Annotated in this window: 30 protein-coding genes and 1 tRNA gene; 19 read left to right on the top strand and 12 right to left on the bottom strand. The window is 55.5% G+C overall.

Annotation, left to right across the window (positions count from 1 at the left end):
- Window positions 1–435 precede the first annotated feature (435 nt).
- Genes A4E33_RS08470 through A4E33_RS08445 form a run of 5 tightly spaced genes read right to left on the bottom strand, consistent with a single transcriptional unit; the run spans window position 436 to window position 3,600 of the window.
- Entirely contained in the window at window positions 436–780 is a 345-nt protein-coding gene (locus A4E33_RS08470) for a cupin domain-containing protein (protein WP_292347261.1), read from the bottom strand.
- 37 nt (window positions 781–817) lie between these two features.
- Window positions 818–1,546 carry a rubredoxin gene (locus A4E33_RS14750; RefSeq protein WP_363054088.1) on the bottom strand — a complete coding sequence of 243 codons (729 nt, stop codon included), beginning with the start codon at window positions 1,544–1,546 and terminating at the stop codon, window positions 818–820.
- A gap of 20 nt (window positions 1,547–1,566) precedes the next feature.
- On the bottom strand, window positions 1,567–2,253 hold the full coding sequence (locus A4E33_RS08455) for an NAD(P)/FAD-dependent oxidoreductase (RefSeq protein ID WP_292347260.1): 687 nt from the start codon (window positions 2,251–2,253) through the stop codon (window positions 1,567–1,569).
- A 52-nt stretch (window positions 2,254–2,305) separates the two neighbouring features.
- Window positions 2,306–3,208, bottom strand: a complete 903-nt coding sequence (locus A4E33_RS08450) for an ATP-binding protein (RefSeq protein WP_292347259.1) — start codon at window positions 3,206–3,208, stop codon at window positions 2,306–2,308.
- Between the two features lie 32 nt (window positions 3,209–3,240).
- Window positions 3,241–3,600, bottom strand: a complete 360-nt coding sequence (locus A4E33_RS08445; protein ID WP_292347258.1) for a helix-turn-helix domain-containing protein — start codon at window positions 3,598–3,600, stop codon at window positions 3,241–3,243.
- Window positions 3,601–3,686: 86 nt separating this feature from the next.
- Here A4E33_RS08445 and hcp point away from each other — a divergent pair, with 86 nt between their 5' ends.
- The 8 genes from hcp (at window position 3,687) to A4E33_RS08405 (ending at window position 8,382) form a co-directional block, all read left to right on the top strand.
- Window positions 3,687–5,303 (top strand): hydroxylamine reductase, encoded by a 1,617-nt coding sequence (gene hcp, locus A4E33_RS08440; protein ID WP_292347264.1) that lies wholly within the window; start codon window positions 3,687–3,689, stop codon window positions 5,301–5,303.
- Between the two features lie 18 nt (window positions 5,304–5,321).
- Window positions 5,322–5,759: an ester cyclase gene (locus A4E33_RS08435; RefSeq protein WP_292347257.1), complete on the top strand. Its 438-nt coding sequence runs from the start codon at window positions 5,322–5,324 to the stop codon at window positions 5,757–5,759.
- A gap of 25 nt (window positions 5,760–5,784) precedes the next feature.
- A complete protein-coding gene (locus A4E33_RS08430) occupies window positions 5,785–6,570 on the top strand; it encodes a 4Fe-4S binding protein (RefSeq protein WP_292347256.1) in 786 nt (261 codons plus the stop codon).
- A gap of 36 nt (window positions 6,571–6,606) precedes the next feature.
- Window positions 6,607–6,972: a cupin domain-containing protein gene (locus A4E33_RS08425; RefSeq protein WP_292347255.1), complete on the top strand. Its 366-nt coding sequence runs from the start codon at window positions 6,607–6,609 to the stop codon at window positions 6,970–6,972.
- A 4-nt stretch (window positions 6,973–6,976) separates the two neighbouring features.
- Window positions 6,977–7,267, top strand: a complete 291-nt coding sequence (locus A4E33_RS08420; RefSeq protein ID WP_292347254.1) for an NAC family transcription factor — start codon at window positions 6,977–6,979, stop codon at window positions 7,265–7,267.
- Window positions 7,260–7,496: a hypothetical protein gene (locus A4E33_RS08415; RefSeq protein ID WP_292347253.1), complete on the top strand. Its 237-nt coding sequence runs from the start codon at window positions 7,260–7,262 to the stop codon at window positions 7,494–7,496. Before A4E33_RS08420 ends, A4E33_RS08415 begins: the two co-directional genes overlap by 8 nt.
- Before the next feature lie 82 nt (window positions 7,497–7,578).
- Window positions 7,579–8,130, top strand: a complete 552-nt coding sequence (locus A4E33_RS08410) for a DUF6448 family protein (protein WP_292347252.1) — start codon at window positions 7,579–7,581, stop codon at window positions 8,128–8,130.
- Window positions 8,131–8,154: 24 nt separating this feature from the next.
- The gene (locus A4E33_RS08405; protein ID WP_292347251.1) at window positions 8,155–8,382 is read left to right on the top strand and encodes a ferredoxin; all 228 of its coding nucleotides are present in this window, start codon (window positions 8,155–8,157) and stop codon (window positions 8,380–8,382) included.
- 263 nt (window positions 8,383–8,645) lie between these two features.
- On the opposite strand, the gene A4E33_RS08400 is transcribed toward A4E33_RS08405, so the two are convergent.
- A complete protein-coding gene (locus tag A4E33_RS08400; protein ID WP_292347250.1) occupies window positions 8,646–8,828 on the bottom strand; it encodes a hypothetical protein in 183 nt (60 codons plus the stop codon).
- A 245-nt stretch (window positions 8,829–9,073) separates the two neighbouring features.
- Here A4E33_RS08400 and A4E33_RS08395 point away from each other — a divergent pair, with 245 nt between their 5' ends.
- On the top strand, window positions 9,074–9,445 hold the full coding sequence (locus A4E33_RS08395; protein WP_292347249.1) for a MarR family transcriptional regulator: 372 nt from the start codon (window positions 9,074–9,076) through the stop codon (window positions 9,443–9,445).
- Window positions 9,446–9,823: 378 nt separating this feature from the next.
- On the opposite strand, the gene larE is transcribed toward A4E33_RS08395, so the two are convergent.
- Window positions 9,824–10,621, bottom strand: a complete 798-nt coding sequence (larE, locus tag A4E33_RS08390; RefSeq protein ID WP_292347248.1) for an ATP-dependent sacrificial sulfur transferase LarE — start codon at window positions 10,619–10,621, stop codon at window positions 9,824–9,826.
- A 38-nt stretch (window positions 10,622–10,659) separates the two neighbouring features.
- Window positions 10,660–11,001 carry a transcriptional regulator gene (locus A4E33_RS08385; RefSeq protein ID WP_292347247.1) on the bottom strand — a complete coding sequence of 114 codons (342 nt, stop codon included), beginning with the start codon at window positions 10,999–11,001 and terminating at the stop codon, window positions 10,660–10,662.
- Window positions 11,002–11,129: 128 nt separating this feature from the next.
- On the opposite strand from A4E33_RS08385, the gene nifS reads away from it, so the two are divergent.
- From nifS to A4E33_RS08370, 3 genes are read left to right on the top strand one after another with little or no spacing between them, the layout of a single operon-like run.
- On the top strand, window positions 11,130–12,326 hold the full coding sequence (nifS, locus tag A4E33_RS08380) for a cysteine desulfurase NifS (RefSeq protein WP_292347246.1): 1,197 nt from the start codon (window positions 11,130–11,132) through the stop codon (window positions 12,324–12,326).
- The gene (gene nifU / locus A4E33_RS08375) at window positions 12,319–12,753 is read left to right on the top strand and encodes a Fe-S cluster assembly scaffold protein NifU (protein ID WP_292347245.1); all 435 of its coding nucleotides are present in this window, start codon (window positions 12,319–12,321) and stop codon (window positions 12,751–12,753) included. Before nifS ends, nifU begins: the two co-directional genes overlap by 8 nt.
- A gap of 45 nt (window positions 12,754–12,798) precedes the next feature.
- Window positions 12,799–13,221, top strand: coding sequence for a molybdenum cofactor biosynthesis protein MoaE (locus tag A4E33_RS08370; protein WP_292347244.1), 423 nt, complete (start codon window positions 12,799–12,801; stop codon window positions 13,219–13,221).
- 198 nt (window positions 13,222–13,419) lie between these two features.
- Here the strand turns inward: A4E33_RS08370 and pdxS are convergent, their stop codons facing one another.
- From pdxS to cysK, 3 genes are all read right to left on the bottom strand, one after another.
- Window positions 13,420–14,316, bottom strand: a complete 897-nt coding sequence (gene pdxS / locus A4E33_RS08365) for a pyridoxal 5'-phosphate synthase lyase subunit PdxS (protein WP_292347243.1) — start codon at window positions 14,314–14,316, stop codon at window positions 13,420–13,422.
- Between the two features lie 178 nt (window positions 14,317–14,494).
- On the bottom strand, window positions 14,495–15,460 hold the full coding sequence (gene cysE / locus A4E33_RS08360; RefSeq protein ID WP_292347242.1) for a serine O-acetyltransferase: 966 nt from the start codon (window positions 15,458–15,460) through the stop codon (window positions 14,495–14,497).
- Window positions 15,461–15,471: 11 nt separating this feature from the next.
- Window positions 15,472–16,404, bottom strand: a complete 933-nt coding sequence (gene cysK / locus A4E33_RS08355) for a cysteine synthase A (RefSeq protein ID WP_292347241.1) — start codon at window positions 16,402–16,404, stop codon at window positions 15,472–15,474.
- A gap of 789 nt (window positions 16,405–17,193) precedes the next feature.
- Between cysK and A4E33_RS08350 the strand changes: the two genes are divergently transcribed.
- The 7 genes from A4E33_RS08350 to cysS all read left to right on the top strand — a co-directional run bounded on the left by A4E33_RS08350 (window position 17,194) and on the right by cysS (window position 22,322).
- A complete protein-coding gene (locus A4E33_RS08350) occupies window positions 17,194–17,613 on the top strand; it encodes a hypothetical protein (RefSeq protein WP_292347240.1) in 420 nt (139 codons plus the stop codon).
- Window positions 17,610–18,779, top strand: a complete 1,170-nt coding sequence (locus A4E33_RS08345) for an ABC transporter permease (RefSeq protein ID WP_292347239.1) — start codon at window positions 17,610–17,612, stop codon at window positions 18,777–18,779. The genes A4E33_RS08350 and A4E33_RS08345 overlap by 4 nt, the downstream gene beginning before the upstream one ends.
- On the top strand, window positions 18,776–19,465 hold the full coding sequence (locus A4E33_RS08340; protein WP_292347238.1) for an ABC transporter ATP-binding protein: 690 nt from the start codon (window positions 18,776–18,778) through the stop codon (window positions 19,463–19,465). The genes A4E33_RS08345 and A4E33_RS08340 overlap by 4 nt, the downstream gene beginning before the upstream one ends.
- 153 nt (window positions 19,466–19,618) lie before the next feature.
- Window positions 19,619–20,374 (top strand): HesA/MoeB/ThiF family protein, encoded by a 756-nt coding sequence (locus A4E33_RS08335; RefSeq protein WP_292347263.1) that lies wholly within the window; start codon window positions 19,619–19,621, stop codon window positions 20,372–20,374.
- Window positions 20,371–20,649: a MoaD/ThiS family protein gene (locus tag A4E33_RS08330; RefSeq protein WP_292347237.1), complete on the top strand. Its 279-nt coding sequence runs from the start codon at window positions 20,371–20,373 to the stop codon at window positions 20,647–20,649. The genes A4E33_RS08335 and A4E33_RS08330 overlap by 4 nt, the downstream gene beginning before the upstream one ends.
- A 322-nt stretch (window positions 20,650–20,971) precedes the next feature.
- A tRNA-Cys gene (locus tag A4E33_RS08325) sits at window positions 20,972–21,044 on the top strand.
- Between the two features lie 18 nt (window positions 21,045–21,062).
- Window positions 21,063–22,322 (top strand): cysteine--tRNA ligase, encoded by a 1,260-nt coding sequence (cysS, locus tag A4E33_RS08320; protein ID WP_292347236.1) that lies wholly within the window; start codon window positions 21,063–21,065, stop codon window positions 22,320–22,322.
- Between the two features lie 139 nt (window positions 22,323–22,461).
- Here the strand turns inward: cysS and A4E33_RS08315 are convergent.
- A partial coding sequence (locus tag A4E33_RS08315) for a winged helix-turn-helix transcriptional regulator (RefSeq protein WP_363054077.1) occupies window positions 22,462–22,720 on the bottom strand: 259 nt, incomplete at its 5' end.

Genomic DNA, 22,720 nt, shown 5'->3' with positions numbered 1-22,720 from the left:
AAGGGAGGGAGGAGCGAAGCGGGCGAAAGGTCCGGGGCCCAGCGGCCCGAGCGAGCACCGCGACAGGGGCGCGAAGGTAAGGAGCCGCATCAGCGGCGAGTCCGAGCCCCCTGTGCGTCGTGCGAGCGAGTCACTGAGCGTCTGCGTTTTTGCATTAACAGCGACGAACACGATGCGAAGCATGGTGTGAGGAGCGAGCCGGGGCAGCCGCTGGAGCCGGAGCAACGCGACAAGCCAGGGGCGTCTTCATCCCAGCAATCAACCGACGAGAAACAGCGAGGTGATGTGAAGCGAGCCGGAGCATCAGCGAGGACGAGTGAACATGACCGAGCGTCTGCGTACCAGCCGAACAACGGAAGGTCGCCGCCCGCGTCGCACGCTTCGCACGACTTCGCCGTGCTCGCACTGCTCCGTGACCGGCTCGCTCAAAAAAATTTACAGGAGTTTGCTATCCTTTCCTTTTCCCGTGGTCAGCATTTTCACGACAAGAACCCGGAATACCGCAGTACTCTCGTTCTTCCACGTATGGGCTATCATCGCCGGGCTCTCAACAACGGAGTCCTTCCCGACGCTCTGGCGTTCTTCGCCGATCTCGACAACGCCCGTTCCTTCAAGGACATAGAAGAAAACATCAACTGGCGTGACGTGCTTCTTGAGCGATTCTCCGGGCTTCAGAGTGATGACGACAGCTGCGGTATCCGGGGCTTCGAAAACTTTCCGTACATCGACATTGTGGGGATTTTTCACTGACACAAGCTTGGTTACATCGGTAATTTTCATTTCAACTCACCATTCTTGACGACCATGATTTTGGAATTTATACGATGATAAATTGTTCTTTTGCTGCTCCGCACACCGGGCAAACCCAGTTGCTCGGCAGCACTTCAAACTGCGTCCCTGGGGGAATGTGCCCTTTCGGATCCCCTTTGGATGGATCATATCTGTACCCGCACACCTTGCACCGATAGATCTTTTGAGAAATATCATTCTGGATTGTCTGATACTCAGTCTGAATTTCTCGCGGACTCATACACGATCGCTCCAATTCTTCCACGACCTGTGTATACTTCTCATGGATCATTTTGCTATCGAACTCGTTAAACTCCCGGAGCATTGCGTCCTGCTCTTCCTTAGAAAAATAATCCAGAATAGGGAAGAAGAAGTGCTTGTCCTCTTTCTCGATATGCTTTGGATAGAACCTCGCAAGGTTTTGGAAATTAGTAAGGATTGTCGAGAGCGCTTCTTTGTCTCCGGCGAGATATGCTGTTTTTGCTTTGACAATCGCGCCTACCATGACTCGTGCCTGTCGGTGTTCCTCAATGAGCTCGCGGGTGATCCGTGCATGCTCATCGGACAGTGACTTCTTCTGGAGATCTCGGAACAGGATTCCCTCTTCCTTACCATGATGGGTCCGGTCTGCGTATGTCCGAATACAATCGACAATCGTGTCGATTGCAACTGCATTGATACACTTCTCTTTTTCCATCCAAACACACTGGGCATCAATCAGATTAAGAGTCCGTTCGATCAAGCGATGTTCATGCATTAAAGGACCAATTGGTTTCATCATTTCCCCTTTTCTATCGGAATGTACGGCATGTATGCGAGCAAATCTGATTTGAGCGTATCCATTCCCACTCGTTCCATGAAGCGGGCTGTCCGTTCATGAGGCTTTGCATGATTCTGGTAATACTCCGCAACCCGCTGCACGCAGTCGAGTGCTTCTTCAGTCGTAAGATTCCGGGCAATGATGTCGGCGAACCGGGGCCGGGTCCCGGCATTGCCGCCGAAGAGGACCGTCCAGCCCCTGTTTGTCCCCATAATCCCGATATCCCGCGTGTGGCTCTCGCCGCAGCAGCGGGGGCAGCCCGAAATCCCGATCTTGATTTTGGCAGGGAATGTCCTGTCCTTGAAGAGTCCATCGACAGTTTTGGCTAGGTCGATGGAATCCTGGTTGCCGTATCTGCACATCTCCGTGCCGAGGCACGACTGGACGAACTTCACGCACGGAGCGGTCTCGGGTTTGGCGAGCGGCCCGAGGTCATCGATCGCTTTCTGCACATCGCCCGGTTGCAGGCCCACGAGCGCGATACGCTGGCCGCTTGTTACCTTGAGCATCGGGACCCGGTAAGCCCGGGCCACCTTTGCGACCTTTTCAAGATCTTCCGGCGTCACGATACCCGCCGGCATCCGGGTCACGACCGCGTAGGTCATGCCGTCCCGCTGCCGGATTGCACCTTTGGGCTCTGTCATGTGCATTCACCTGACGGAAAGTCGTGTATGAATACACCTGACAAGGAAATGATCATGCCATGCCCCCTTCGATGGTGATCGTCTTTTCCTCAACCAGGATCTTCTTCCCCGCTTTCTCCAGCGCCTTGTCCACAACATACCGCACACCGCTGCAGCACGGGACCTCCATGTGGACAACGGTGATAGACTTTATCGTGTGAATGGAGAAGATCCGGGCCAGTTTTTCAATATACCCTTCGATGTCCGGGTCCAGCTTCGGGCAGAAGATGATCACGATCCTGCCCCTCAATAATTCCTGGTGGAAACCCGCGTATGCGAACGGGACACAGTCGGCGGCGACGAGCAGGTCAGCGTTCTCGAAATAGGGGGCTGCCGGGTTCAGCAGGCTGAGCTGGACCGGCCACTGCCGGAGCTCGGAGTCGGTCGTCCCGCCAACCGGCTGCCGGGGCCCAGTGCGGGGGATGCTCCGGGCAGCCGACCCGGGACAACCGGCGAAGGAGTGGGTCTCATGAGGTGTGACCTCGCAGACATTGCCTTCCCCCATGCGACCCGCGAGCGGACGGCAGGGCGGTGAGCCGGCGGGTTTCCGCTCCGGCGCGGCGTGGTCGGGGATCGGGATGCTGTTCTCGATCAGGTACTCGATTGCCTGATCATAGAGCGCGATCTGCCCGTGGCCGGCGAGGTGTTCGAGATGGGCCTTGATGACCGGCCGGCCCTGCTGTACGATGGTCGCCATCACGGCCTTTTCGTCATAGGGCACAGCCTCGCGCTCGATAACCGAAATCGCCCCTTCCGGGCAGGTCCCGATACAGGCCCCGAGCCCGTCGCAGAAGAGGTCCGAGACAAGCCTGGCTTTACCATCAATGAGCTGGAGTGCCCCCTCCGGGCAGTCCGGGATGCACTGGCCGCATCCCGTGCATTTCGTTTCATCGATACTGATGATCTTCCGTTTCATGGTTTCATATCCGGTAATAATCCCTCGTTCTCCTACAGCACACAAACCTTGCAGTCCTGCGCCCCGCAGGGAATATTTTTGATCTTCCACTTCAGCGCCCAGCTCTTGATATCCCGGATGATCTCCACGATCTCAAGCCCGCTCTCGGTCAGCGTGTATTCGGTCCGGACCGGGAAAGCCGTGACATCGACATTCCGCGTGATGATCCTCTCCTCTTCCAGCTCCTTGAGCCGCTCCGAGAGTACCTTGGGCGTGATGCCGCTCAGAGCGTCCCGGAGCTCGGAGAACCGCCGGGTGTACTGCTCGCCCTTGTACAGTTCGAGGATGATAAGCAGTGTCCACCGTTTTGAAAGGTACCGGACGGTCTGGCTGACCGTACATGAATCCTGCATGGTATGTAATTGGAAACTCCTCAGTATTTATAACATAGTATGGTAATCATACTCTGTATCAAAAAGAAACATGATGGAGAAGAATGATGTTCTGTTACCAGTGTGAAGAGACGGTGAAAGGCACCGGCTGCACGATCAAGGGAGTCTGCGGCAAAGAGGATGAGATCGCCGCATACCAGGACGTGCTTGTGTACCTCTGCAAGGGGATCTCCGTGCGGAACCTTGCGGCAGTGGAGAAGGGGAAGGACAACCCGGATGCAGGGCTGTTCATTGCGGATGCACTCTTTGCAACGCTGACCAACGTCAATTTCGACAAGGCACGGTTCACTGCCCTGATCAACAAAGCCGTCGCGATCCGGGATGCGCTCCCGTTGAGCGGCAGCACGGAACCCGATGCGTGCACCTGGAAACCGAAGGGCGATGGCGACATCCTTGAGAAGGCAAAGTCCGTCGGCATCCTCTCGACTGCAAATGAGGATGTCCGCTCGCTCCGGTCAACGCTCCTCTTCGGGCTCAAGGGGATCTCGGCGTACTATACGCACGCTGCCGTGCTCGGCAAGACCGATGCGGCAATCACCACGTTCCTCCAGAAGGGACTTGCCTCCACGCTGAAGGACCTGCCGGTTCCCGACATGATCGCGCTCGTGATGGAATGTGGCAACATGGGTGTTAAGGTACTCGCACTGCTAGATGTAGCCAACACGTCAGCCTATGGCAAGCCGCAGATTACCAGCGTGAAGACCACTGTCGGGAAGCGCCCGGGCATCCTGATCACCGGCCACGACCTGAGGGATCTGGAGATGCTGCTGGAGCAGTCGAAGGATGCCGGTGTGGATGTCTACACCCACGGCGAGATGCTGCCGGCCCATGCCTACCCGGCGTTTAAAAAATACAGCCACCTGCTCGGTAACTATGGCAGCTCGTGGTGGCACCAGAAGGAGGAGTTCGAGCAGTTCAACGGCCCGGTCCTGTTCACGACCAATTGCCTTGTCCCGCCGAAAGATTCCTACAAAGGCCGCCTGTTCACGACTGGCTTGACCGGCTATCCGGGCGTCCCGCAGATCAACGCCGACCCGAACGGGAAGAAGGACTTCTCCCGGATCATCGCGCTCGCAAAGACCTGCCAGCCGCCGAAGGCTCTGCAGGGCAGCGGAACCGATCTCATCACCGGTTGTGCCCATGACGCCGTGCTCGCCCTTGCCGACAACATCGTCGGAGCCGTGAAAAGCGGGGACATCAAACGGTTCATTGTCATGGCAGGCTGTGACGGACGACAGAAGGAACGGGAGTACTACACGGAGTTTGCAAAGGCACTCCCGAAGGATACCGTCATCCTCACCGCCGGCTGCGCCAAGTACCGCTACAACAGCCTCGGCATCGGCACCATCGGAGGTATCCCCCGAGTGCTCGATGCCGGCCAGTGCAACGATTGCTACTCGCTTGTCGTGATCGCGCAGGCGCTCGCGAAGGCATTCGGGGTCGGCATCAACGAGCTGCCGGTCTCGTACAATATCGCGTGGTACGAGCAGAAGGCCGTGCTCGTCCTCCTCTCCCTGCTCTCCCTTGGCGTGAAGGACATCACGCTCGGTCCCAAGCTCCCGGGCTTTGTCTCACCCGCCGTCCTGGACATGCTCGTGAAGCAGTTCGATCTCAAGCCCAACACCACAGTCGATGCTGACATGGCCCGCATGATCAAGGTCTGAATCCGAAAGGTGCGACGGATGACGTATACTACGTCCGAGAAAACCAACATGGAGACCGTCCGGAAATTTTTCGAAGTCGGACCCTCGAAGGGAGACCTTGCGGCTGCCGATGCGCTCCTGGCCCCGGGATTCTCGCTCCACGTCCCGCTGCCGGTCGCCGGACCCGGGATCGATGCGATCAACAATGTCATCACAAGCTGCCGGGCTGCCTTCCATGGCCTGAACGTGACCATCGAGGATATGACCGCTGACGGCGACAAGGTTACCTGCCGGTTCACTGCCCGGGGGGAGCATAAGGGGGAGTTCATGGGCCTCCCACCGACCGGCAAACCGATTGCCATGACCGGTATTGAGATATTCCGCCTGGAGAACGGGAAGATCGGCGAGCTCTGGGGCGAGGCAAACCTGATGGGACTGATGCAGCAGCTGGGCATTTTACCAGAGACAACACAGTGAATTTTGGAAAAGAGGAAGGATTGACATGGTCTTTGATCAGATTCCAAAAACGATAGGATTCATCTACGGACTCGTCCTTATTTTTGTCCTTGCGTACCTCTGGTATTCCGGGCGATGGCGGCAGAAGCTCGGCTGGCTGTTCCTCGTTATTTCTGCGGCACTGGGTTTTCTCATTTTTGCTCCGGTCGTGCCCTGGCAGTTCCAGCAGCTGGTGCTGCGGGATGTGCAGGGTCTGGGGGGTCCGCTCATTGTTGGCGTCATCGGGCTCACTATTGTATTGCTCCTGACACTTGTCTTCGGCAGGTTCTTCTGCGGGTATGCCTGCCCGGTCGGGGCAGTGCAGGAGATTGCCTATCATACCCCCGTCCCTAAAACCAGTTCCCGCTCTAAGAATGCATTCATGGCAGTGAGAGCGCTCGTCTTTGTCGTCTTCCTTATCATGGCATTCTTCCTGTCAGTTTCGCTGCTTGCGGATTTTGGCATCCGGGATTTCTTTTACCTTACCCTGACGACGGGCTCGTTCGTATTCTTTATGGTAGTGCTGCTGTCAATGACCTGGTACCGCCCGTTCTGCCGGCTGATCTGTCCGTACGGGGCACTGTTGTCCTTCGCTGCATGGAAGTGCCTTTTCCGGTTACAGAGAACCGATGCCTGTATCGAATGTAAAAAATGTGAGAGGGCTTGTCCGACCGATGAAGCAAAGCGTGATGACGGGAAAGCTGAGTGTTATCTCTGCGGACGGTGCATAGATGCCTGCCCGACTCCCGGGGCTTTAGTGTACCAGCGACGGAATGCTGAAGGAAAAAAATGAGTGCGGAACTAAAACAACACTGATTGAGGGAAAAGTATGGTGGAATTTAAATTAGAAAATCCGGATAAACATGATAAGAAGCGAGAAGAACTGAAAGGAAAGGTCATCAATCTTCCGGAACTGGTGGGTTATTCCGACGGGACTGTCGCAAGCCGGATGATTATCAACAATAAGGCCGGGAGTATCACCATCTTTTCCTTTGATGAGAATGAAGGGCTCTCCGAGCACACGGCACCGTATGATGCTGTGGTCACGATTCTTGAAGGAGAGTGCGAGGTATGGATTGCCGGTACAACCCTCCAGATGAAGACGGGCCAGACCATCATCTTTCCGGCAAATGCTCCCCACGCACTCAGTGCCATCACGAAATTCAAGATGACGCTGACCATGATCCGGGGGTAACTGCATGGGCGGGAATGATCAGGACGGATACTATTGCACGATCTGCGGCGGTATCCCTCCAGACAGGATTACCATAAAACAGATTCTTGTTGACGGCAAGGCGACCGGTATTGACAAGCTGGACTGGATTCTTGCGGAGGTACGGAAACTGAACCTTTCCAATGACACGATCATCACCGAGGAACTGCTCAAGCGAACAAAGGTCCTCAATTACGTTCCCACCCGAAAGGAAAAGGAGTATGGCGAGGCGCTGCTCCTGGAATATAAGAAAACCGGGAGTGAGTCCGGTGCTTGATCATTGTCCCGGTGCTGCAAACCTCCGGACCCCGACCCTCTCGATCAAGAAATGTCCTCAGTGCGGGAATGAGGTGGAGGTCTTCTCTAATGACCTGAAAGTGACCTGCGACAACTGCGGTTTTATCATCTGGAACGACATCGCCTCCTGCGTCCAGTGGTGCAAGTACGCGAAGGAATGTGTCGGCGAGGAGATGTACCGGAAACTTGTCGAGAGAAAAGAGGGATGACGGGACGATCATCGCCAGATTATACGCCCCTGACCCGGTGATGAAACAGAAAGGTAATGATACCAGGAAGTGAGGATGAAGTATGCCACCCCATTGCGATACCAGGGACGGCCCGGTTGTCAAGGCAGCGAAGAAAGCGTTGGAGACCGGGAATCTCAACTACGTACTGATCTGGATTCCGAAAGAGTCCGAAAAGGAACTGAAAGATGTGTTTGCACGCACCCAGCGGGCCAGAAAAGCCGGCAAGGATGCTCAGGATGTTGCGGACGACTGGTTCTTCGAGACCGCGATCCGGCTCCACCGGGCCGGGGAAGGAGCGCCCTATGCCGGCCTGAAACCCGCCGGGCTCAGTGAAGGACCGGTTGTTCCGAAAGCGGAGAAAGCCATTGAGACCGGCGACCCGAAGGAGACGATCGATTTCATCCTGAAGACCGTTGAAGAGGACCTGACGCACCGCTTCCATCATGTTATGGAGAAGAAGAAATATGACGTAGACGATGTTGCTGCCGGCAGGGAGTTCATCGAAGCGTTCATTGGCTGGGTCGTGTATTCCCATCACCTGTACATGAACGTGAAGGGCGGCGGAGGTCATGGCGAGCAGCATGCAGAGAAAGGTGGTTGTGGCCACCACTGATGGCTTTCTGGCAGCGTCGTTATCGTGATCGTTACAATCGATCGCTCAACATGCATCAGCTGCGGGTCCTGCTGGTATACCTGCCCGGGGTTCTTCGAGCAGAACCCGGACGATACGTTCAGCCAGGTTATTGAAAAATTCCGGCTGGACGGGAAGATTGGGGAGGAGCAGCCCCCTGCTGACCTCGAACCGTGTGCTCAGGATGCAGCGGATCTCTGCCCGGTGCAGATTATCAGCATCGATAACACTTAGCGATTTACGGCCCACCAGCCTCCTCACCAGTTTCACAACGCCCATGCCGGTCCAGCATTATCTTACAGAGCTGATAACCGGGATCATGATATTCCTTTGGTGCGGCCTGCATCTCACTGATGAGGAGCGACAAGGGGATCCGTTTCAATGCCCGGTCCTGCTTCCCTGTGTGAATATCGAGTGTGACCTGTTCCGGGAGGAATCCCCCTTTTGCACTCACATGATTACCGTTAAACAACTGAAAAAGTGTGAAGCGTCCGGGACTACCAGTAGGTCCACGGCTGCGGCAATTCGCGGATTTTTTCACTGAAGTAAAAGCCCGCCATCTGGCAGATACCCACTGCAAGGAAACCTGAAACCACTGCAAGATAGCTCAGGCCGTTATTGTCGAATTCCCACATCATGTATCGAAGGAGAAGCCCAATGCTCACGGCGACGAGGATCATTATGGGATAGAATTTCCGTATCAGACCCATGATCAGCTTATTTTCACAATAATTTATAATTCTGCCTGCATGACATCATCCGGGCAGCGAACCGCCGCCCGCGTCGCACGCTTCGCACGACTGCGCCGTGCAAAGCCCCGCTCCGCGACCGGCTCCAACATTCAACCGATTTTTCCCTGTTCGACCAGAATGCATTTAATGTTATAATAATAACGCGATTGAAGCAACTCGAAACGGAGTGACCAATGATAGAGAAAACGATTCAGTTGTTCACCGAGAAAGAGGAGGAGTTTGTCAACCTCCTCATCGAGATTGGCACCAAGAGAACCATTGCCAAGGTTCTGGTATTCCTTGCGAATGCTCCGAAAGCAACTTCACGGGATATCGAACGTGGCACTGACCTGCGGCAGCCCGAAGTCAGCATTGCCTTGAAGCACATGATGGAACGAGGCTGGATGAAAAGCCACGAAAACCCGTCCAGCAACAAGGGGCGGCCCTTCAAAATTTATGAACTGGCGCTGCCCATGCCAAAGATCATGGACAGTATTGAGAAAGAGAAAAACCAGGAAGTGAAAGACCAGCTGGCTCTCATCAAGAAGATGCGAAGTTACGTCTGAACAGGATCCCGGGAACACCAAGTTTCCCGCCTTACCCCGATTTTCCCCATTTTTTGAGATCTCCGTCGGAAAAACCGACCTTCGTAATCGCGTTCCGGCAGCCTTTCCGGTGCCGGATAGGATAAAATAGGGGGCCGGAACCGGCACGGTAAAAAGGGCTTTGGCGGCCTTTTAGCGAGGTGCAAATCTGCCGTATTTTGCCAAAAGGAGCGATTATAAGGCGTATTCTCCACAGGAAAGAAAAAGAGCGGATTTGCGGGCTTTTCCGGTGATGGCCCGGGTACAGGAGGGGGAAAAGGAGCCCGTATAGGGCTTATTTTCCCTGAGGAGTAAGATCTCCGTTTCCAGGAGGAGATACGTCTTAACGGATAGATCGTTTCAAAGCACTTCATCCATACTGCCACTCCGGTATCCCTCAAGATCGAGTGTGACATAGGCAAAACCGACTGACCTGAGGGCACAAACAACATCATTCTGAATTGAAAAAATTCCCGGTATATCTTCCTGTAGTACCTCTATTCTGGCAATGGAGCCATGCATCCGCACCCTGATTTGTGTAAACCCCCGGTCTGAAAGAAATGCTTCTGCCTCCTCAATCATCTTGAGTTTCTCATGGGTGATTGCATCGCCATATGGGATACGTGAAGAGAGGCAGGCGGCAGAGGGCTTCTGCCACTCGGCAAGCCCGCGCTCCCGTGCAATTTCCCGGATATCCTGTTTGGTAATACCGGCTTCGATGAACGGATGGCAGATTCCTTCTTCGTCCGATGCGATAAGCCCGGGCCGGTGCTCGCGGGTGTCCGAGACATTGATGCCATCCGCTATACTGACAAAACCCAGCTCATCTGCCCGTTGTTTCAGGTACTGTGCCGAGATCTTCTTGCAATAATAACAGCGGTCGGGGGTGTTATTCCGGAATTCCCCATGGTCCATATGCGGAACGGTTATGATATCGAGCCCGAGATCGTACTCACGGGCAATCTGCTGTGCCTGTTCCACCGCGGCACGCGGCACGACCGGGCTGTCGAGCAGGACGCATCGGCTCCTGTCGCCAAGGACCTCTTTTGCCAGTACAGCAAGGAGCGTACTGTCTACGCCGCCCGAGAACGCAACGAGCATGGATCCCCGCTGCCTGATAGTCTGCATCAGCAGTCTTTTCTTCCCGATAACATCCATGAAACACCGGATACGTGGTAAAAAGAGCAGGTTTTTTGTTATGTTCCGCATCGTTCCGATGCTGTACCTGACGTGCCGCCACACTGTTCGTCGCCTTCTCGCAGCTGCCGGCAGATCTCGCAGGTACGTTTTACCAGGTCGACTTTTTTCCCCGATTTCAGATCCTTTGCAAGGCCCTTGATCGATTTTTTCACGTCATTCTCAAATTCTATACGGTATCCCCGCTTTCCCGACAGGTACTGGGAAACCGCGGAAGGTGCGATCTCGAGCATCCGCGCCGCATCAACCTGCCCTACGCCACATTTCACCAGTTCAACCGCAATCGCCGCCCGGATCGCGGGCAGTACGTCCCAGACGATTCTCTGACAAGGGGCTTCCATCACATCACAACCTTTTTATTTTGTCAATGGTGACAATATACATTGCATTCACAATTGTGAATACGTTCCGGAACTACAAAAATATACCGTTTCGCGCAACACATCCGGAGCTGATACGGGAAGGGACTATGTCAGAGAAACGAATAATATACCTGGATCATGCTGCAACCACACCGGTGAAACCTTCCGTTGCGGATGCCATGTGGCCTTACATGAATGATCATTTTGGCAATCCGTCTTCGATTTACCGGATCGCCCGTGAATCGAAAAACGCAATCGAGACTGCCCGGGCACAGGTTGCAAAGGCCGTGGGAGCAGAACCCGGTGAGATCTATTTTACCTCGGGAGGAAGCGAGTCCGACAACTGGGCGATAAAGGGTATTGCTTTTGCCAACCGGAAAAAGGGAAACCATATCATTACATCCGCCATCGAGCACCATGCAGTCCTCCATACCTGCCAGTATCTTGAAAAGGAAGGATTTTCTGTTACGTACCTTCCGGTGGATCGCTCCGGGCTTGTCAGTCCGCCGGACCTTGAGAAGGCGATCACCGACAAGACGATCCTGATCTCGGTCATGTATGCCAACAACGAGATCGGCACCATCGAGCCGGTCGCAGAACTTGGTGCAATTGCACGAAAGCATAAGATCCCGTTCCATACGGATGCCGTGCAGGCAATCGGCAATGTCCCCATCGATGTGAAGGGACAGAACATCGACCTTCTTTCGCTCTCGGCCCACAAATTTTACGGCCCGAAAGGGATTGGGGCCCTCTATATCCGGAAGGGTATGAAGATCGACAACCTGATCCATGGCGGAGGGCAGGAGAACCGCCGCAGGGCAGGTACCGAGAACATTGCCGCGATCGTGGGACTGGGGAAAGCCATCGAACTCGCAACTGCGGATATCGGATGGCACAATTCGCACATCCGAGCTCTCCGCGACCGGCTCCTGACCGGGATCCTTGAGAAAATCCCGTATGCCCGGCTCAACGGGCACCCGGAGAAACGGTTGCCGGGAAACCTGAATGTCAGTTTCGAGTTCATCGAAGGTGAATCCATGCTTCTCTGGCTGGACGATGAAGGGATCTGTGCCTCGACCGGTAGTGCCTGTACCTCGGGCTCGCTCGAACCCTCGCATGTTCTTCTGGCAATCGGCCTCCCGCACGAAATTGCGCATGGATCCCTCCGGCTGACACTGGGCGATGCGAATACGGAAGCTGACGTGGACTTCGTGCTCGAAGTCCTGCCAAAAGTTGTCCAGAAGCTGCGGGACATGTCCCCGCTCTACCGGAAGAGCGGGAAGGAAGGAGGCTGCAATGTATAGTGACAAGGTCATGGACCATTTCAAGAACCCCCGGAACGTGGGGGAGATCGAGAACCCGAGCGGTGTCGGCGAGGTCGGGAACCCCGTCTGCGGCGACATCATGAACATCTACATCAAAGTCGAGAATAATGTCATCACCGATGCAAAGTTCAAGACCTTTGGCTGCGGGGCCGCGATTGCGTCGAGCAGTATGGCGACCGAACTGATCCGGGGAAAGACCCTTGAGGAAGCATGGGACATCTCGAACAAGGCGGTTGCCGAGGCACTCGAAGGGCTCCCGCCCATCAAGATGCACTGCTCGGTGCTGGCCGAGGAAGGCATTCACAAGGCCATCAATGATTACCGGAAGAAGCAGGGGCTCGAACCATGGGCAGAAAAAAATCCCCATTCACATGATCACAGCGGCGATTCCACATGCCAGCCATAGGGTTTCAATACACAACCTGATTCGGATCAATACACAGGTCAATCTATGATCGCAATTCAGAAAGACGATATCGATATTGGTGCCCTTATCACGAACGCAAAAAAGGCGGGCACGGGCGCTCTGGTTGTCTTTGACGGGGTAGTACGGGATGATGATATTACTGAGATGGAACTCGAAGCGTATGAGGAAGTTGCGGTCCAGGAGCTTGAAAAAATTGCAAAGGAAGCAGCGGAGCAGTTCCGGCTCATCCATGTCGACATCATCCACCGTATCGGCCGGCTTTCCGTTGGCGAGAATATCCTCATTATCGTAGTCAGCGCCGGTCACCGCCCCGATGCATATGCCGGTTCCCGCTATATTATCGAAGAGATCAAGAAAGGAGTCCCAATCTGGAAGAAGGAGTTGACTAAAGATGGCGGGCGCTGGGTGCCGGGCGAGCACGGCCACGGATTGGGAAACGTCCAGTAATCTCCCTTTGTTATCTCTTTCCGTTTCTGGAGATTGTGGAACGAATCGGGCATCCCGGTACCCTGTCATCACCTGCTTCTGATACTCATGCAAGTATCTGGATGAGGTTTGTACGGAATTCCCTAAGCGAGGGCGATCAGAGAGAAGTGCCTCGTCCTTTTACTTGTCTTCTCGTTCACAATATTTCAAAAAAATGATTTATGTGCCGCGCGTTGCAAGAGTCTCTTCTTTGGTGAGCAGGTGCACATCAAGGCCGGGCATTGCTTCCCCGAGACTCCGGCTGGCAGAGGCAATGACCGCCGGATCGCGATAATTATTAACTGCTTCAACAATTGCCCGTGCACGTTTCTCCGGATTCTCCGATTTGAATATCCCGGACCCGACAAATACGCCATCCGCCCCAAGTTGCATCATAAGGGCGGCATCAGCCGGGGTGGCAATACCCCCGGCCGAGAAGTTCACGACCGGCAGCCTGCCCCGTTTTGCTGTCTCGATAAGAAGATCGACCGGCGCCTCGATCTCGCGAGCATATGCGGCAAGCTCCTGCGGTTCGAGTTTCTGGATTGTCCGTATGCCTCCCTGGATTGCCCGCATATGCCGCACTGCTTCGACAACATTGCCGGTGCCGGCCTCGCCTTTCGTGCGGATCATGGCAGCGCCTTCGTTGATGCGACGGAGCGCCTCGCCAAGGTTCCTGGCACCGCAGACGAACGGGACGGTGAATTTTGTCTTCTCGATATGGAACTCCTCGTCAGCGGGTGTCAGGACTTCGCTCTCATCGATCATGTCGACGCCGAGCACTTCTAGCACCTGTGCCTCGACAAAGTGACCGATCCGGACCTTGCCCATCACCGGGATCGAAACGGCTTCGATGATCTCGATCACTTTCTCCGGATCCGCCATGCGGGCAACACCGCCGGCTTTCCGGATATCCGAGGGCACGCGTTCGAGCGACATCACCGCAACGGCACCTGCTTCTTCTGCAATCCGTGCCTGGTCAGCGTTCACGACATCCATGATCACGCCGCCTTTTTGCATGGCAGCAAACCCCCGTTTGATGAGTTCGGTGCCATGTCGTAATTCAGCTAATTCCATCAGGTCTCTCCATTCTGGGTACTGTTATACGGGGAACCGGGATGAACCGGTTCGTTCCTGTATCCGATGTGGTATATTCCATAGGATACCGAAGGGGATAAAGATAATCACAATTGTGAATTTTGCCGCAAACCGTTCCTTTATAACATTAAAAGGTTGCAGAAGGTGCGAAAGATAATCAGATCTGCCGGAGCGTTCCCCGCTGTTTTACAAACCGGTCCCAGTTCCACGGTTCATCGAGAACGTTCACCTTCACCTGCTCAATACCACAGACACCAAGCACCTTGCGCCTGACCTGATCGGATAAATGATCGGAAAGGGGACAGGCCTTGCAGGTAAGGACCATGTCTATCTCCGCCCCGCTCCCTGCAACCCGGATATCCTTGATAAGACCCAGATCCACGACATCAATACCCACTTCGGGATCGATCACATCCCTGAGCGCGTCACGGATCTGGTTCTCGCAGACCAGCTCCTGCGGCAGTGCGACCGGGACCGGTTCAGGCCGGGCCTGCTCGAAGGTGCGGAGCCGCTCCTCCAGCTGGTTCTGGCGGTCGAGAAGCCGGCTGATGACCCGCAGCATGGGATCCGGCATGACCTCTTCGGTCACTGCTTTGTCAAAGCCGTGTTCCGGCCCGGCGATCCTGCCCGGCACACCCACAACGGTTGCCCCGGGCGGAACGGATCGGACCACGACCGATCCTGCCCCTACTTTTGCCCCTTTCCCGATAACGATAGGACCGAGGACTATGGCACCTGATCCGAGAATAACGCTGTCCTCAATAGTCGGGTGGCGCTTGACGTTTTCAAGAGCCGTACCGCCAAGGACCACGCCCATGTAGATGAGGACATCGTTTCCAACCTCGGCAGTCTCTCCGATAACGATGCCCATGCCGTGATCGATGACCACCCGGCGGCCGATCTGTGCGCCGGGATGGATCTCGATGCCGGTCAGGAACCGGCTGATGTGCGACACGAACCGGGCAAAAAATTTCAGGTTGTGCACCCACAGCCAGTGTGCCCGCCGGTGGAACCAGAGGGCATGGAGCCCCGGGTAACAGAAGAGAATCTCTGCGGTAGAGCGGGCGGCGGGATCCTTGCCGTAGATTGCTCCGATATCTTCCCGGATCCGGTCGAACACCATAGCGGTCCCTCTTACTCCGGGAAAAGATCGGGAATGCTCAGGTAGCGTTCACCGGTGTCGGGCAGTATGACAATAATGGTCTTTCCCTTGTTTACGGGGCGCCAGGCAACGTTCAGTGCAGCATGCAGGGCAGCCCCGCCGGAGATCCCGGCAAGGATGCCCTCCTCACGTGCGAGCCTGCGGGCGGTTTCGAAAGCATCCTCGTTCTTCACCCGGATGATCTCGTCGATAAGGTCGCGCTGGAGAATGTCCGGTACAAAACCGGCACCGATCCCCTGGATCCGGTGCGGGCCGGGGGAACCGCCGGAGAGCACCGGCGATGCGTCAGGTTCGACCGCGATGGTACGGAACGAGGGTTTTCTCTTCCCGATTACATCTGCGATGCCGGTTATCGTCCCGCCGGTCCCCACACCGGCTACAAGGATATCGACTTTCCCATCAGTATCGCGCCAGATCTCCTCAGCGGTGGTCTTCCGGTGGATCTCGGGATTTGCCAGATTTTTGAACTGCTGGGGGATGTAGAAGTAGTTCGGGTTCTCCGCTGCCATCTTCTCGGCTCTGGCAACGGCCCCTTTCATCCCCTCGGCACCGGGCGTGAGCACGATCTCCGCACCGAATGCCCTGGCAAGTTTCCGCCGCTCGATGCTCATCGTTTCCGGCATGACGAGGATGAACCTGTATCCCCGCGCTGCACTGACAAACGCAAGCGCTATGCCGGTGTTGCCGCTGGTTGGTTCGAGAATTACCGTATCTTTTTTGATCAGACCGCGTTTCTCGGCCTCGTCGATCATCGCAACCCCGATGCGATCTTTCACGCTGCTCATCGGGTTAAAGGACTCGAGTTTTGCAACCACGGTTGCTTCGGCCCCCTTCGTGATGCGGTTGAGCCGGACCAGGGGCGTGTTGCCGATGGTTGCGGTGATATTATCGAATATTTTTCCCATATTTTGACTCCTTATCTGGAACAATCGCTCCTGGAGGAATCACAGGGGGCATGTCGTTATATGCCCGGGAATCCGTCAGGGATCATCCCAAACTTCACAATTGTTAATTATCGTTGTATCATAAATACCTTGGTTTCGGCAAAATTTTCCTGTCTCATTCATCCCGGAATTCTCTATGATAGACGATTTTGAGGATTGCGGCAAAACCTGACGCCAACTCAGGCTATATCTGCATACCTGTCCCATACTGGGTGTTCACAACCGTGAACAGGAACAACGTCATGAACATATACCACGCGAATATCGCAAAAACCGCGGCTGCCCCGGAAGCATCCGGGTATGCAGGCCGCGCCTGTCCCGGCATCAGGCGGGTCAGGCCGGTCGAACGGTTCAGCGGTATCCGGAGCTCCGGGCAGTATTGTTGCCCGTGGGAGCTGACAGGGACAGGGACGCAGATGACTGCACGCCGCGTGATCCGCGGACGATCCGCAGTAGATGGTATGTGTCAAATGAAAACCAGGTCCTGAACTCACGTCCTCACTTGTGATCCGGATGCGCCATGCGGCCTCACACATCCGCCATGCCCGTACAAAAAACCGGTCACTATCGCCTCATGCAGTACAGCACGCACCCGCTGCACCATCCGGGAGAGTTGTCAACCCCCGGCGTAATACTTTTTTTATGCAGATTGCCTTGAGCGTAAGTATTTTTACAGTACCCGTCTTAGAAGATTCACAATTGTGAAATGCAGGGCACGGCCCTCCGCTGATCCCTGTGTATGGTGAAACGATGCAGATAATTACTCCAACAAAATCCGTGTTCCGGATGTACCTGACACTCGCGGTTATCAGCCTTCTCATGAGTGCAATTCTCATCGCCGGCTGTACCACACAACCGGCATCAACGGTTGCCGCATCATCCCCGGCAGATACCCGTGCCTCCATCGGGGATATTGTCAAAAATCCCGCAGCATATGAAGGAAAAGAGGTCGTTGTCCAGGGGAAGATCGCAAGCGAATGCGGCTCGGGCTGCTGGTTCATGCTGGATGACGGGACCGGACTCATGTATGTGGATCTTGCACCCAACAACTTCGCCATCCCGCAACTCCAGGGTTCGACCGTTGTCGTGAAAGGAGTCATCCGCGTTGCAAAAGGAGATCCGACACTCTACGCTGCCACCGTGGCAACTGATACCCGGATGTACCCATGAATCTTTTTTCGCTCGCGCTCAGGAACCTCCAGCGCCGGAAGGGAAGGACCATCCTTACTATCATTGGCGTTGCGATTGCCGTTGCCATCCTCTTCTCCCTCCTCTCATTCTCAGCCGGGTATGAGCGGGAACTGACCAAAGAGATGGACAGTCTCGGGTTCCACCTTCTCGCGGTCCCCAAGGGTTGCCCCTACGAGGCGACTACCCTGATCCTCCACGGTGGCGTGATTCCGAAATATCTCACGACCGAGGATCTGGCCCGCACCCGGGCAACGGAGGGTGTCAAAACCGCTGCCCCGGTGCTGCTCCAGCAGTTCGTGAAAGACGGCACGCCCCACATCGTGTACGGGATTGAGCCGGATGCAATGATCCCGCTCAAGCCGGCGTGGAAGGTGAACGGGCGGTTCTTCACCGCAAATGAAACGCATGTGATGGTGATTGGCAGCACGCTTGCCGAGAAGGAGAACCTTGTACCCGGCAGTGTGATCCCGTTCGGGCCGGCACAGGAACCGTTCACCGTCATCGGCGTCCTAAAACCTACCGGCAGCGAGGATGACAACTTTCATTTCCTCCCTCTCGCTGATGCCCAGCGGGTGTTCAGCAAAGAGGGTTTCATCACGGCGATTGCTGTCCGGGCTGATGACGTGAAGAACATTCACGACATCACTGTGGAACTGGAGAAGGTACCTGATATTCAGGTCGTAACGATGGCGCAGGTGACCGGTACGATTATGAACCTCGTTGGTTCAGCACGCTCGCTCCTCTTCTCGGTCATCGTGATCGCGATCGTGATCAGCGCTGCGGGGATTACCAATACGCTCCTGATGTCGGTGAACGAGCGGACACGGGAGATCGGGATGATGAAGGCGATTGGAGCTTCAGGTCACCACATCGGCATCCTGCTCATCACCGAGACCCTTCTTATCACGCTGTCCGGAGGCACCATCGGCATTATAGCCGCCATGGCGGGTTCCGGGATCATCGAGACGTTTGTCCGGGGCATGGTCCCGTACGCTCCTTCGGGGAGTTTTTTTTCCTCCGACCCGCTCCTGATCGGAGGCTGCCTGGTATTCTCGATCGGGCTCGGGCTTCTCTGCGGGCTCTACCCCGCGTGGAAGTCTGCACGGCTCTCGCCGATGGAAGCGATACGGGGTGAGTGGGAATGAGCATCATCGAAGCAACCGGCATCTGCAAGACCTACCATCGGGGCCGCGAGGAAGTCTGCGCTCTTAAAGGGGTGGACCTTTCCATCGAACCGGGCGAGTTCGTCTCCATCGTCGGGCCATCCGGCGCGGGAAAGACCGCCCTGATGAACATCCTGGGCTGTCTTGATGCCCCGAGCTGCGGTACGCTCATGATTGATGGTGTGCAGGTAACCGGGAAAGGAGAGGCAGAACTGGTGAAGATCCGCAGGGACCATATCGGCTTTGTCTTCCAGCAGTTCTTCCTCATCCCGACCCTGACCGTGGGGGAGAATGTCGGGCTGCCCCTCATCTTCTCCGGCATCCCGTACGACCGGGCAAGGATCGATTCACTTCTCGATAAAGTCGGGCTCTCGCACCGTGCAGGTCACCTGCCCGGCCAGCTCAGCGGCGGCGAGATGCAGCGGGTGGCGATCGCCCGGGCGCTCGTGAACAAACCCCGGATCCTGCTTGCCGATGAACCGACGGGAAATCTAGACTCGGTCACCGCCGACGGGATCTACGGTCTCTTTGACGACCTTCACCGGCAGGGTATCACGGTCATCGTGGTCACCCACAACCGGGAACTGGCACAACGGGCCGGCCGGGTCATTACGATCCGCGACGGGTGCGTGGAGAGGGAGTGCGGATACCCGCATGTATCTCCCTGAGCCCTCATTTGGCAAATGAACAGTTCAGGAAATATTTGCCGAAAAATTATCCCATAAATACGGCCTCCACCAAACGGAAAGATACGAAAGGCCTGTAACCGGGCAAACATTCCGGCAGATGTCACAGACAGCAGGCATGAATGAGGTATAATGATGTTATCCGCACGTGAACTCGATCGCTACAAACGGCAGATCCTGCTCTTTGGCGAGGAGGGACAAAAGAGACTGAACTCTGCACATATCTTCATTGCCGGTGCCGGTGGGCTCGGGTCGCCCATCTCGATCTATCTTGCGGTTGCCGGAATCGGGACAATCACGGTGGTTGACAAGGATGTGGTAGAGCTGACCAACCTCAACCGGCAAATCCTCCATTATGACCGTGACATCGGGAAGAAGAAGACTGCTTCCGCTGAAGAGAAGCTGATGGCAATCAACCCCGACATCAGGATCCGGGCTGTCGATACAACCATTGATGCGAGCAATGTCAGCCGGCTGGTCGGCCGAGCCGACGGGATCGTGGATGCGATGGATAACTTCCCCACCCGGTATCTCCTCAATGAAACTGCGGTAAAAAAGAAGATCCCTTTCTTCCATGGCGCAATCCGGGGACTGTACGGGCAGGCGACTACCATTATCCCCGGACAAACTCCCTGCCTCCGGTGTATCTTCCCGAATGCGCCGCCAAAGGAAGTTTTCCCAGTCGTGGGAGTGACACCTGCGTTCATCGGCATGATCCAGGCCACGGAAGTCCTGAAGTTCCTTGTCGGTGATGGGAAACTGTTAAAAAACCGTCTGTTCCTATGGGACGGGCTTGAGGCACATGCCGAGGAGATTGCCATGGAAAAGAATCCCGCATGCCCGGTCTGCGGTAAAAAAGAACAGAAGATTACGGGGGTGAAAAAGCGATGAGCATAAAGATCAGATTTTTTGCACGGTTCCGCGAACTGCTCGGGACCGATATCGTGGTTGAGGCAGGAGCGGATACCGACATTGCGAGCCTCGTGAAGAGGACCGCACAGAAGAACAAGGAAGGTTACGATGCAATATTTGATGACCGCGGGAAATTCCGTGAGTTTGTCATCGTGATGAGGAACGGGAAACGGGTCGAGACCGCCGATGCGAACAAGATCCCGGTCGGGGGGAATGACGAGATTGCCGTGTTCCCGCCGGTTGCCGGGGGATGATACCGGTAATACCAGGAAGACCCCCCATCGCCAGCCGGATGGTCCCGCTACGGCAGCGACCGGCTCACCGGATTACCGACAAATTTTGCCGACAGACGCACCCTTTTTTAATCTCACCTCGTATTATGGAATCGGATCAATTGTGGCAAACGAAGGTTTCCTGACCGGCGTGCTGCAACGATGGGATGATCCGGTGCCTGGCAGGGTTGTTGCAATCCTTCGTATGCACATGAAACGCAATCATCAGCCCGGTCTTCTCCAGTAATGTCGCGGAACACGGGCGCTCCCTGTTCGGGGAGACTATATATCAAGAATTGAATGTGCCGGTGTGGCAGAACGGTTAATGCCTTCGCCTGCAAAGCGAATGTCTGGGGGTTCGACTCCACCCGCCGGCGTTAATAGAGAATGAGACCATGGACCTTTACAGCACGTTAACACGAAAAGTCGAACCGCTCACAACCATTCATCCGGACCGGGTATACCTTTTCGTTTGCGGCCCCACGGTCTATGATTATTCACACATCGGCCATGCCCGGACGTACGTTGTTTTTGACGTATTTGCAAAGTACCTCCGGTTTACCGGAAAGGAAGTCTTCTACCTCCAGAACATCACCGATGTTGACGACAAGATCATCAACCGGGCCCGCGAGGAGAATATCTCCCAGAGCGAGCTTGCCCGGAAGTTCGAGACGGAATATTTCAAGGACATGCAGTCCCTTGGCATCAATGCGGTCAGCTACTATGCACGGGCCACCACGCACATCCCGGAGATCATCGATCAGGTCGGCCGTCTCCTGAAAAAAGGCGTGGCATATGTGACGGAGAACGGGGTGTACTTCAACATCGACACATTCGGGCGCAACGGCGAACTCTCCGGGCAGGACCGGGCGAACCGTAAAAGCCGTGTGATGGATGAGTCCAAGCACAATCCCGAAGATTTCGCACTCTGGAAATTCGGGGAGTACGGCGAATACACCTGGGACTCACCCTGGGGCCGGGGCCGGCCCGGCTGGCATATCGAGGACACCGCTATCTCCGAGAAATATTTCGGTCAGCAGTACGATATCCATGGAGGGGGCCTCGACCTGATCTTTCCCCACCACGAGGCCGAGATCGCCCAGATGGAGTCTCTCGAAGGGAAGCACCCGATGGTGAAATACTGGATGCATACCGGATTCCTCACGGTCGGCGGGGAGAAGATGTCCAAGTCCCTGGGCAACTTCATCACCATCCGGGACGCGCTGAAGACGTATGACCGGGACGTGCTGCGGTACTTTATCCTCCTCTCGCATTACCGCTCGCCACTCCAGGCAACGGATGAAGGACTTGCCAATGCTGCAAAAGGTCTTGAGCACATCCGGGCAGTTGCGACCGCTGACACCGGGCCGGACAACGAGGGACGCGAAGCGTTCCGCGCCGCAATGGAGAATGATCTCAACACACCCATGGCCCTTGCGGCAATCCAGCACCTTGCGGCGAATGGGGACCTGGAAGCCCTACGGGAGTTCGGTGCGATCCTCGGGATCAACTTCCTGAGGGAGACGAGCGCACCGCTGAGCGTCCTTCAGGAGATCCGCGACGAACTGCGGAAGAAGAAGCAGTTCGAGATCGCCGACCTGATCCGAAAGATGATGACCGATGCCGGTATCACCATCAACGACAAGCCGCTGTGAAAAATCCTAGAGAAAATTTTCCCGGGATTCCCGATTTTCAGGGTAATGAAAAGAGAGATGTGGCCATGGTGCTGGAATCAGTACCACACCGTGAGGTTCAGATTTTTTTTTTAAGAGACAGGATGCATGGGCGATCGCATCATACCGGTGCACCTTCCGTGATTAGCCTGTTCAGGCCGTACAGGCTCTGGCGTGCGTCAACGAAATAATGACGCTCGATGAGAAATTTCTCCTCCTTGAGCCTGTTCAATGCGTACCGGACTGTCCGCGACGGCAGGGAGGTCTCACGGATGAGATCCTTCTGCGTCAGCTGATCGCCGCTCTCAAGCACTTTGTACACGAGCTTTGCCGAAGGCGGCAGGTGCCCGATTCTTCTGATGTTGTTATTCCCGTTTGTG

Source organism: Methanoregula sp. PtaB.Bin085 (genome assembly GCF_002067035.1).
In the GTDB taxonomy this organism is placed as follows: Archaea; Halobacteriota; Methanomicrobia; order Methanomicrobiales; family Methanospirillaceae; genus Methanoregula.
The sequence above is the reverse complement of the archived record's forward strand: the minus strand, read 5'-3'. Positions and strand labels throughout refer to the sequence as shown.

Bases quoted from the DNA above. Each gene is read 5' to 3' on its own strand.
- A4E33_RS08370 (WP_292347244.1), top strand. From the start codon at position 12,799: ATGATCGCAATTCAGAAAGACGATATCGATATTGGTGCCCTTATCACG.
- A4E33_RS08395 (WP_292347249.1), top strand. From the start codon at position 9,074: ATGATAGAGAAAACGATTCAGTTGTTCACCGAGAAAGAGGAGGAGTTT.
- A4E33_RS08420 (WP_292347254.1), top strand. From the start codon at position 6,977: ATGGGCGGGAATGATCAGGACGGATACTATTGCACGATCTGCGGCGGT.
- A4E33_RS08455 (WP_292347260.1), bottom strand. From the start codon at position 2,253: ATGACAGAGCCCAAAGGTGCAATCCGGCAGCGGGACGGCATGACCTAC.
- A4E33_RS08410 (WP_292347252.1), top strand. From the start codon at position 7,579: ATGCCACCCCATTGCGATACCAGGGACGGCCCGGTTGTCAAGGCAGCG.
- pdxS (WP_292347243.1), bottom strand. From the start codon at position 14,316: ATGGAATTAGCTGAATTACGACATGGCACCGAACTCATCAAACGGGGG.
- A4E33_RS08350 (WP_292347240.1), top strand. From the start codon at position 17,194: ATGCAGATAATTACTCCAACAAAATCCGTGTTCCGGATGTACCTGACA.
- A4E33_RS08385 (WP_292347247.1), bottom strand. From the start codon at position 11,001: ATGGAAGCCCCTTGTCAGAGAATCGTCTGGGACGTACTGCCCGCGATC.
- A4E33_RS14750 (WP_363054088.1), bottom strand. From the start codon at position 1,546: ATGCATGAACATCGCTTGATCGAACGGACTCTTAATCTGATTGATGCC.
- A4E33_RS08330 (WP_292347237.1), top strand. From the start codon at position 20,371: ATGAGCATAAAGATCAGATTTTTTGCACGGTTCCGCGAACTGCTCGGG.
- hcp (WP_292347264.1), top strand. From the start codon at position 3,687: ATGTTCTGTTACCAGTGTGAAGAGACGGTGAAAGGCACCGGCTGCACG.
- larE (WP_292347248.1), bottom strand. From the start codon at position 10,621: ATGGATGTTATCGGGAAGAAAAGACTGCTGATGCAGACTATCAGGCAG.
- A4E33_RS08340 (WP_292347238.1), top strand. From the start codon at position 18,776: ATGAGCATCATCGAAGCAACCGGCATCTGCAAGACCTACCATCGGGGC.
- A4E33_RS08470 (WP_292347261.1), bottom strand. From the start codon at position 780: ATGAAAATTACCGATGTAACCAAGCTTGTGTCAGTGAAAAATCCCCAC.
- cysK (WP_292347241.1), bottom strand. From the start codon at position 16,404: ATGGGAAAAATATTCGATAATATCACCGCAACCATCGGCAACACGCCC.
- A4E33_RS08445 (WP_292347258.1), bottom strand. From the start codon at position 3,600: ATGCAGGATTCATGTACGGTCAGCCAGACCGTCCGGTACCTTTCAAAA.
- nifU (WP_292347245.1), top strand. From the start codon at position 12,319: ATGTATAGTGACAAGGTCATGGACCATTTCAAGAACCCCCGGAACGTG.
- nifS (WP_292347246.1), top strand. From the start codon at position 11,130: ATGTCAGAGAAACGAATAATATACCTGGATCATGCTGCAACCACACCG.
- A4E33_RS08450 (WP_292347259.1), bottom strand. From the start codon at position 3,208: ATGAAACGGAAGATCATCAGTATCGATGAAACGAAATGCACGGGATGC.
- cysE (WP_292347242.1), bottom strand. From the start codon at position 15,460: ATGGTGTTCGACCGGATCCGGGAAGATATCGGAGCAATCTACGGCAAG.
- A4E33_RS08425 (WP_292347255.1), top strand. From the start codon at position 6,607: ATGGTGGAATTTAAATTAGAAAATCCGGATAAACATGATAAGAAGCGA.
- A4E33_RS08430 (WP_292347256.1), top strand. From the start codon at position 5,785: ATGGTCTTTGATCAGATTCCAAAAACGATAGGATTCATCTACGGACTC.
- A4E33_RS08345 (WP_292347239.1), top strand. From the start codon at position 17,610: ATGAATCTTTTTTCGCTCGCGCTCAGGAACCTCCAGCGCCGGAAGGGA.
- A4E33_RS08400 (WP_292347250.1), bottom strand. From the start codon at position 8,828: ATGATCCTCGTCGCCGTGAGCATTGGGCTTCTCCTTCGATACATGATG.
- cysS (WP_292347236.1), top strand. From the start codon at position 21,063: ATGGACCTTTACAGCACGTTAACACGAAAAGTCGAACCGCTCACAACC.
- A4E33_RS08335 (WP_292347263.1), top strand. From the start codon at position 19,619: ATGTTATCCGCACGTGAACTCGATCGCTACAAACGGCAGATCCTGCTC.
- A4E33_RS08435 (WP_292347257.1), top strand. From the start codon at position 5,322: ATGACGTATACTACGTCCGAGAAAACCAACATGGAGACCGTCCGGAAA.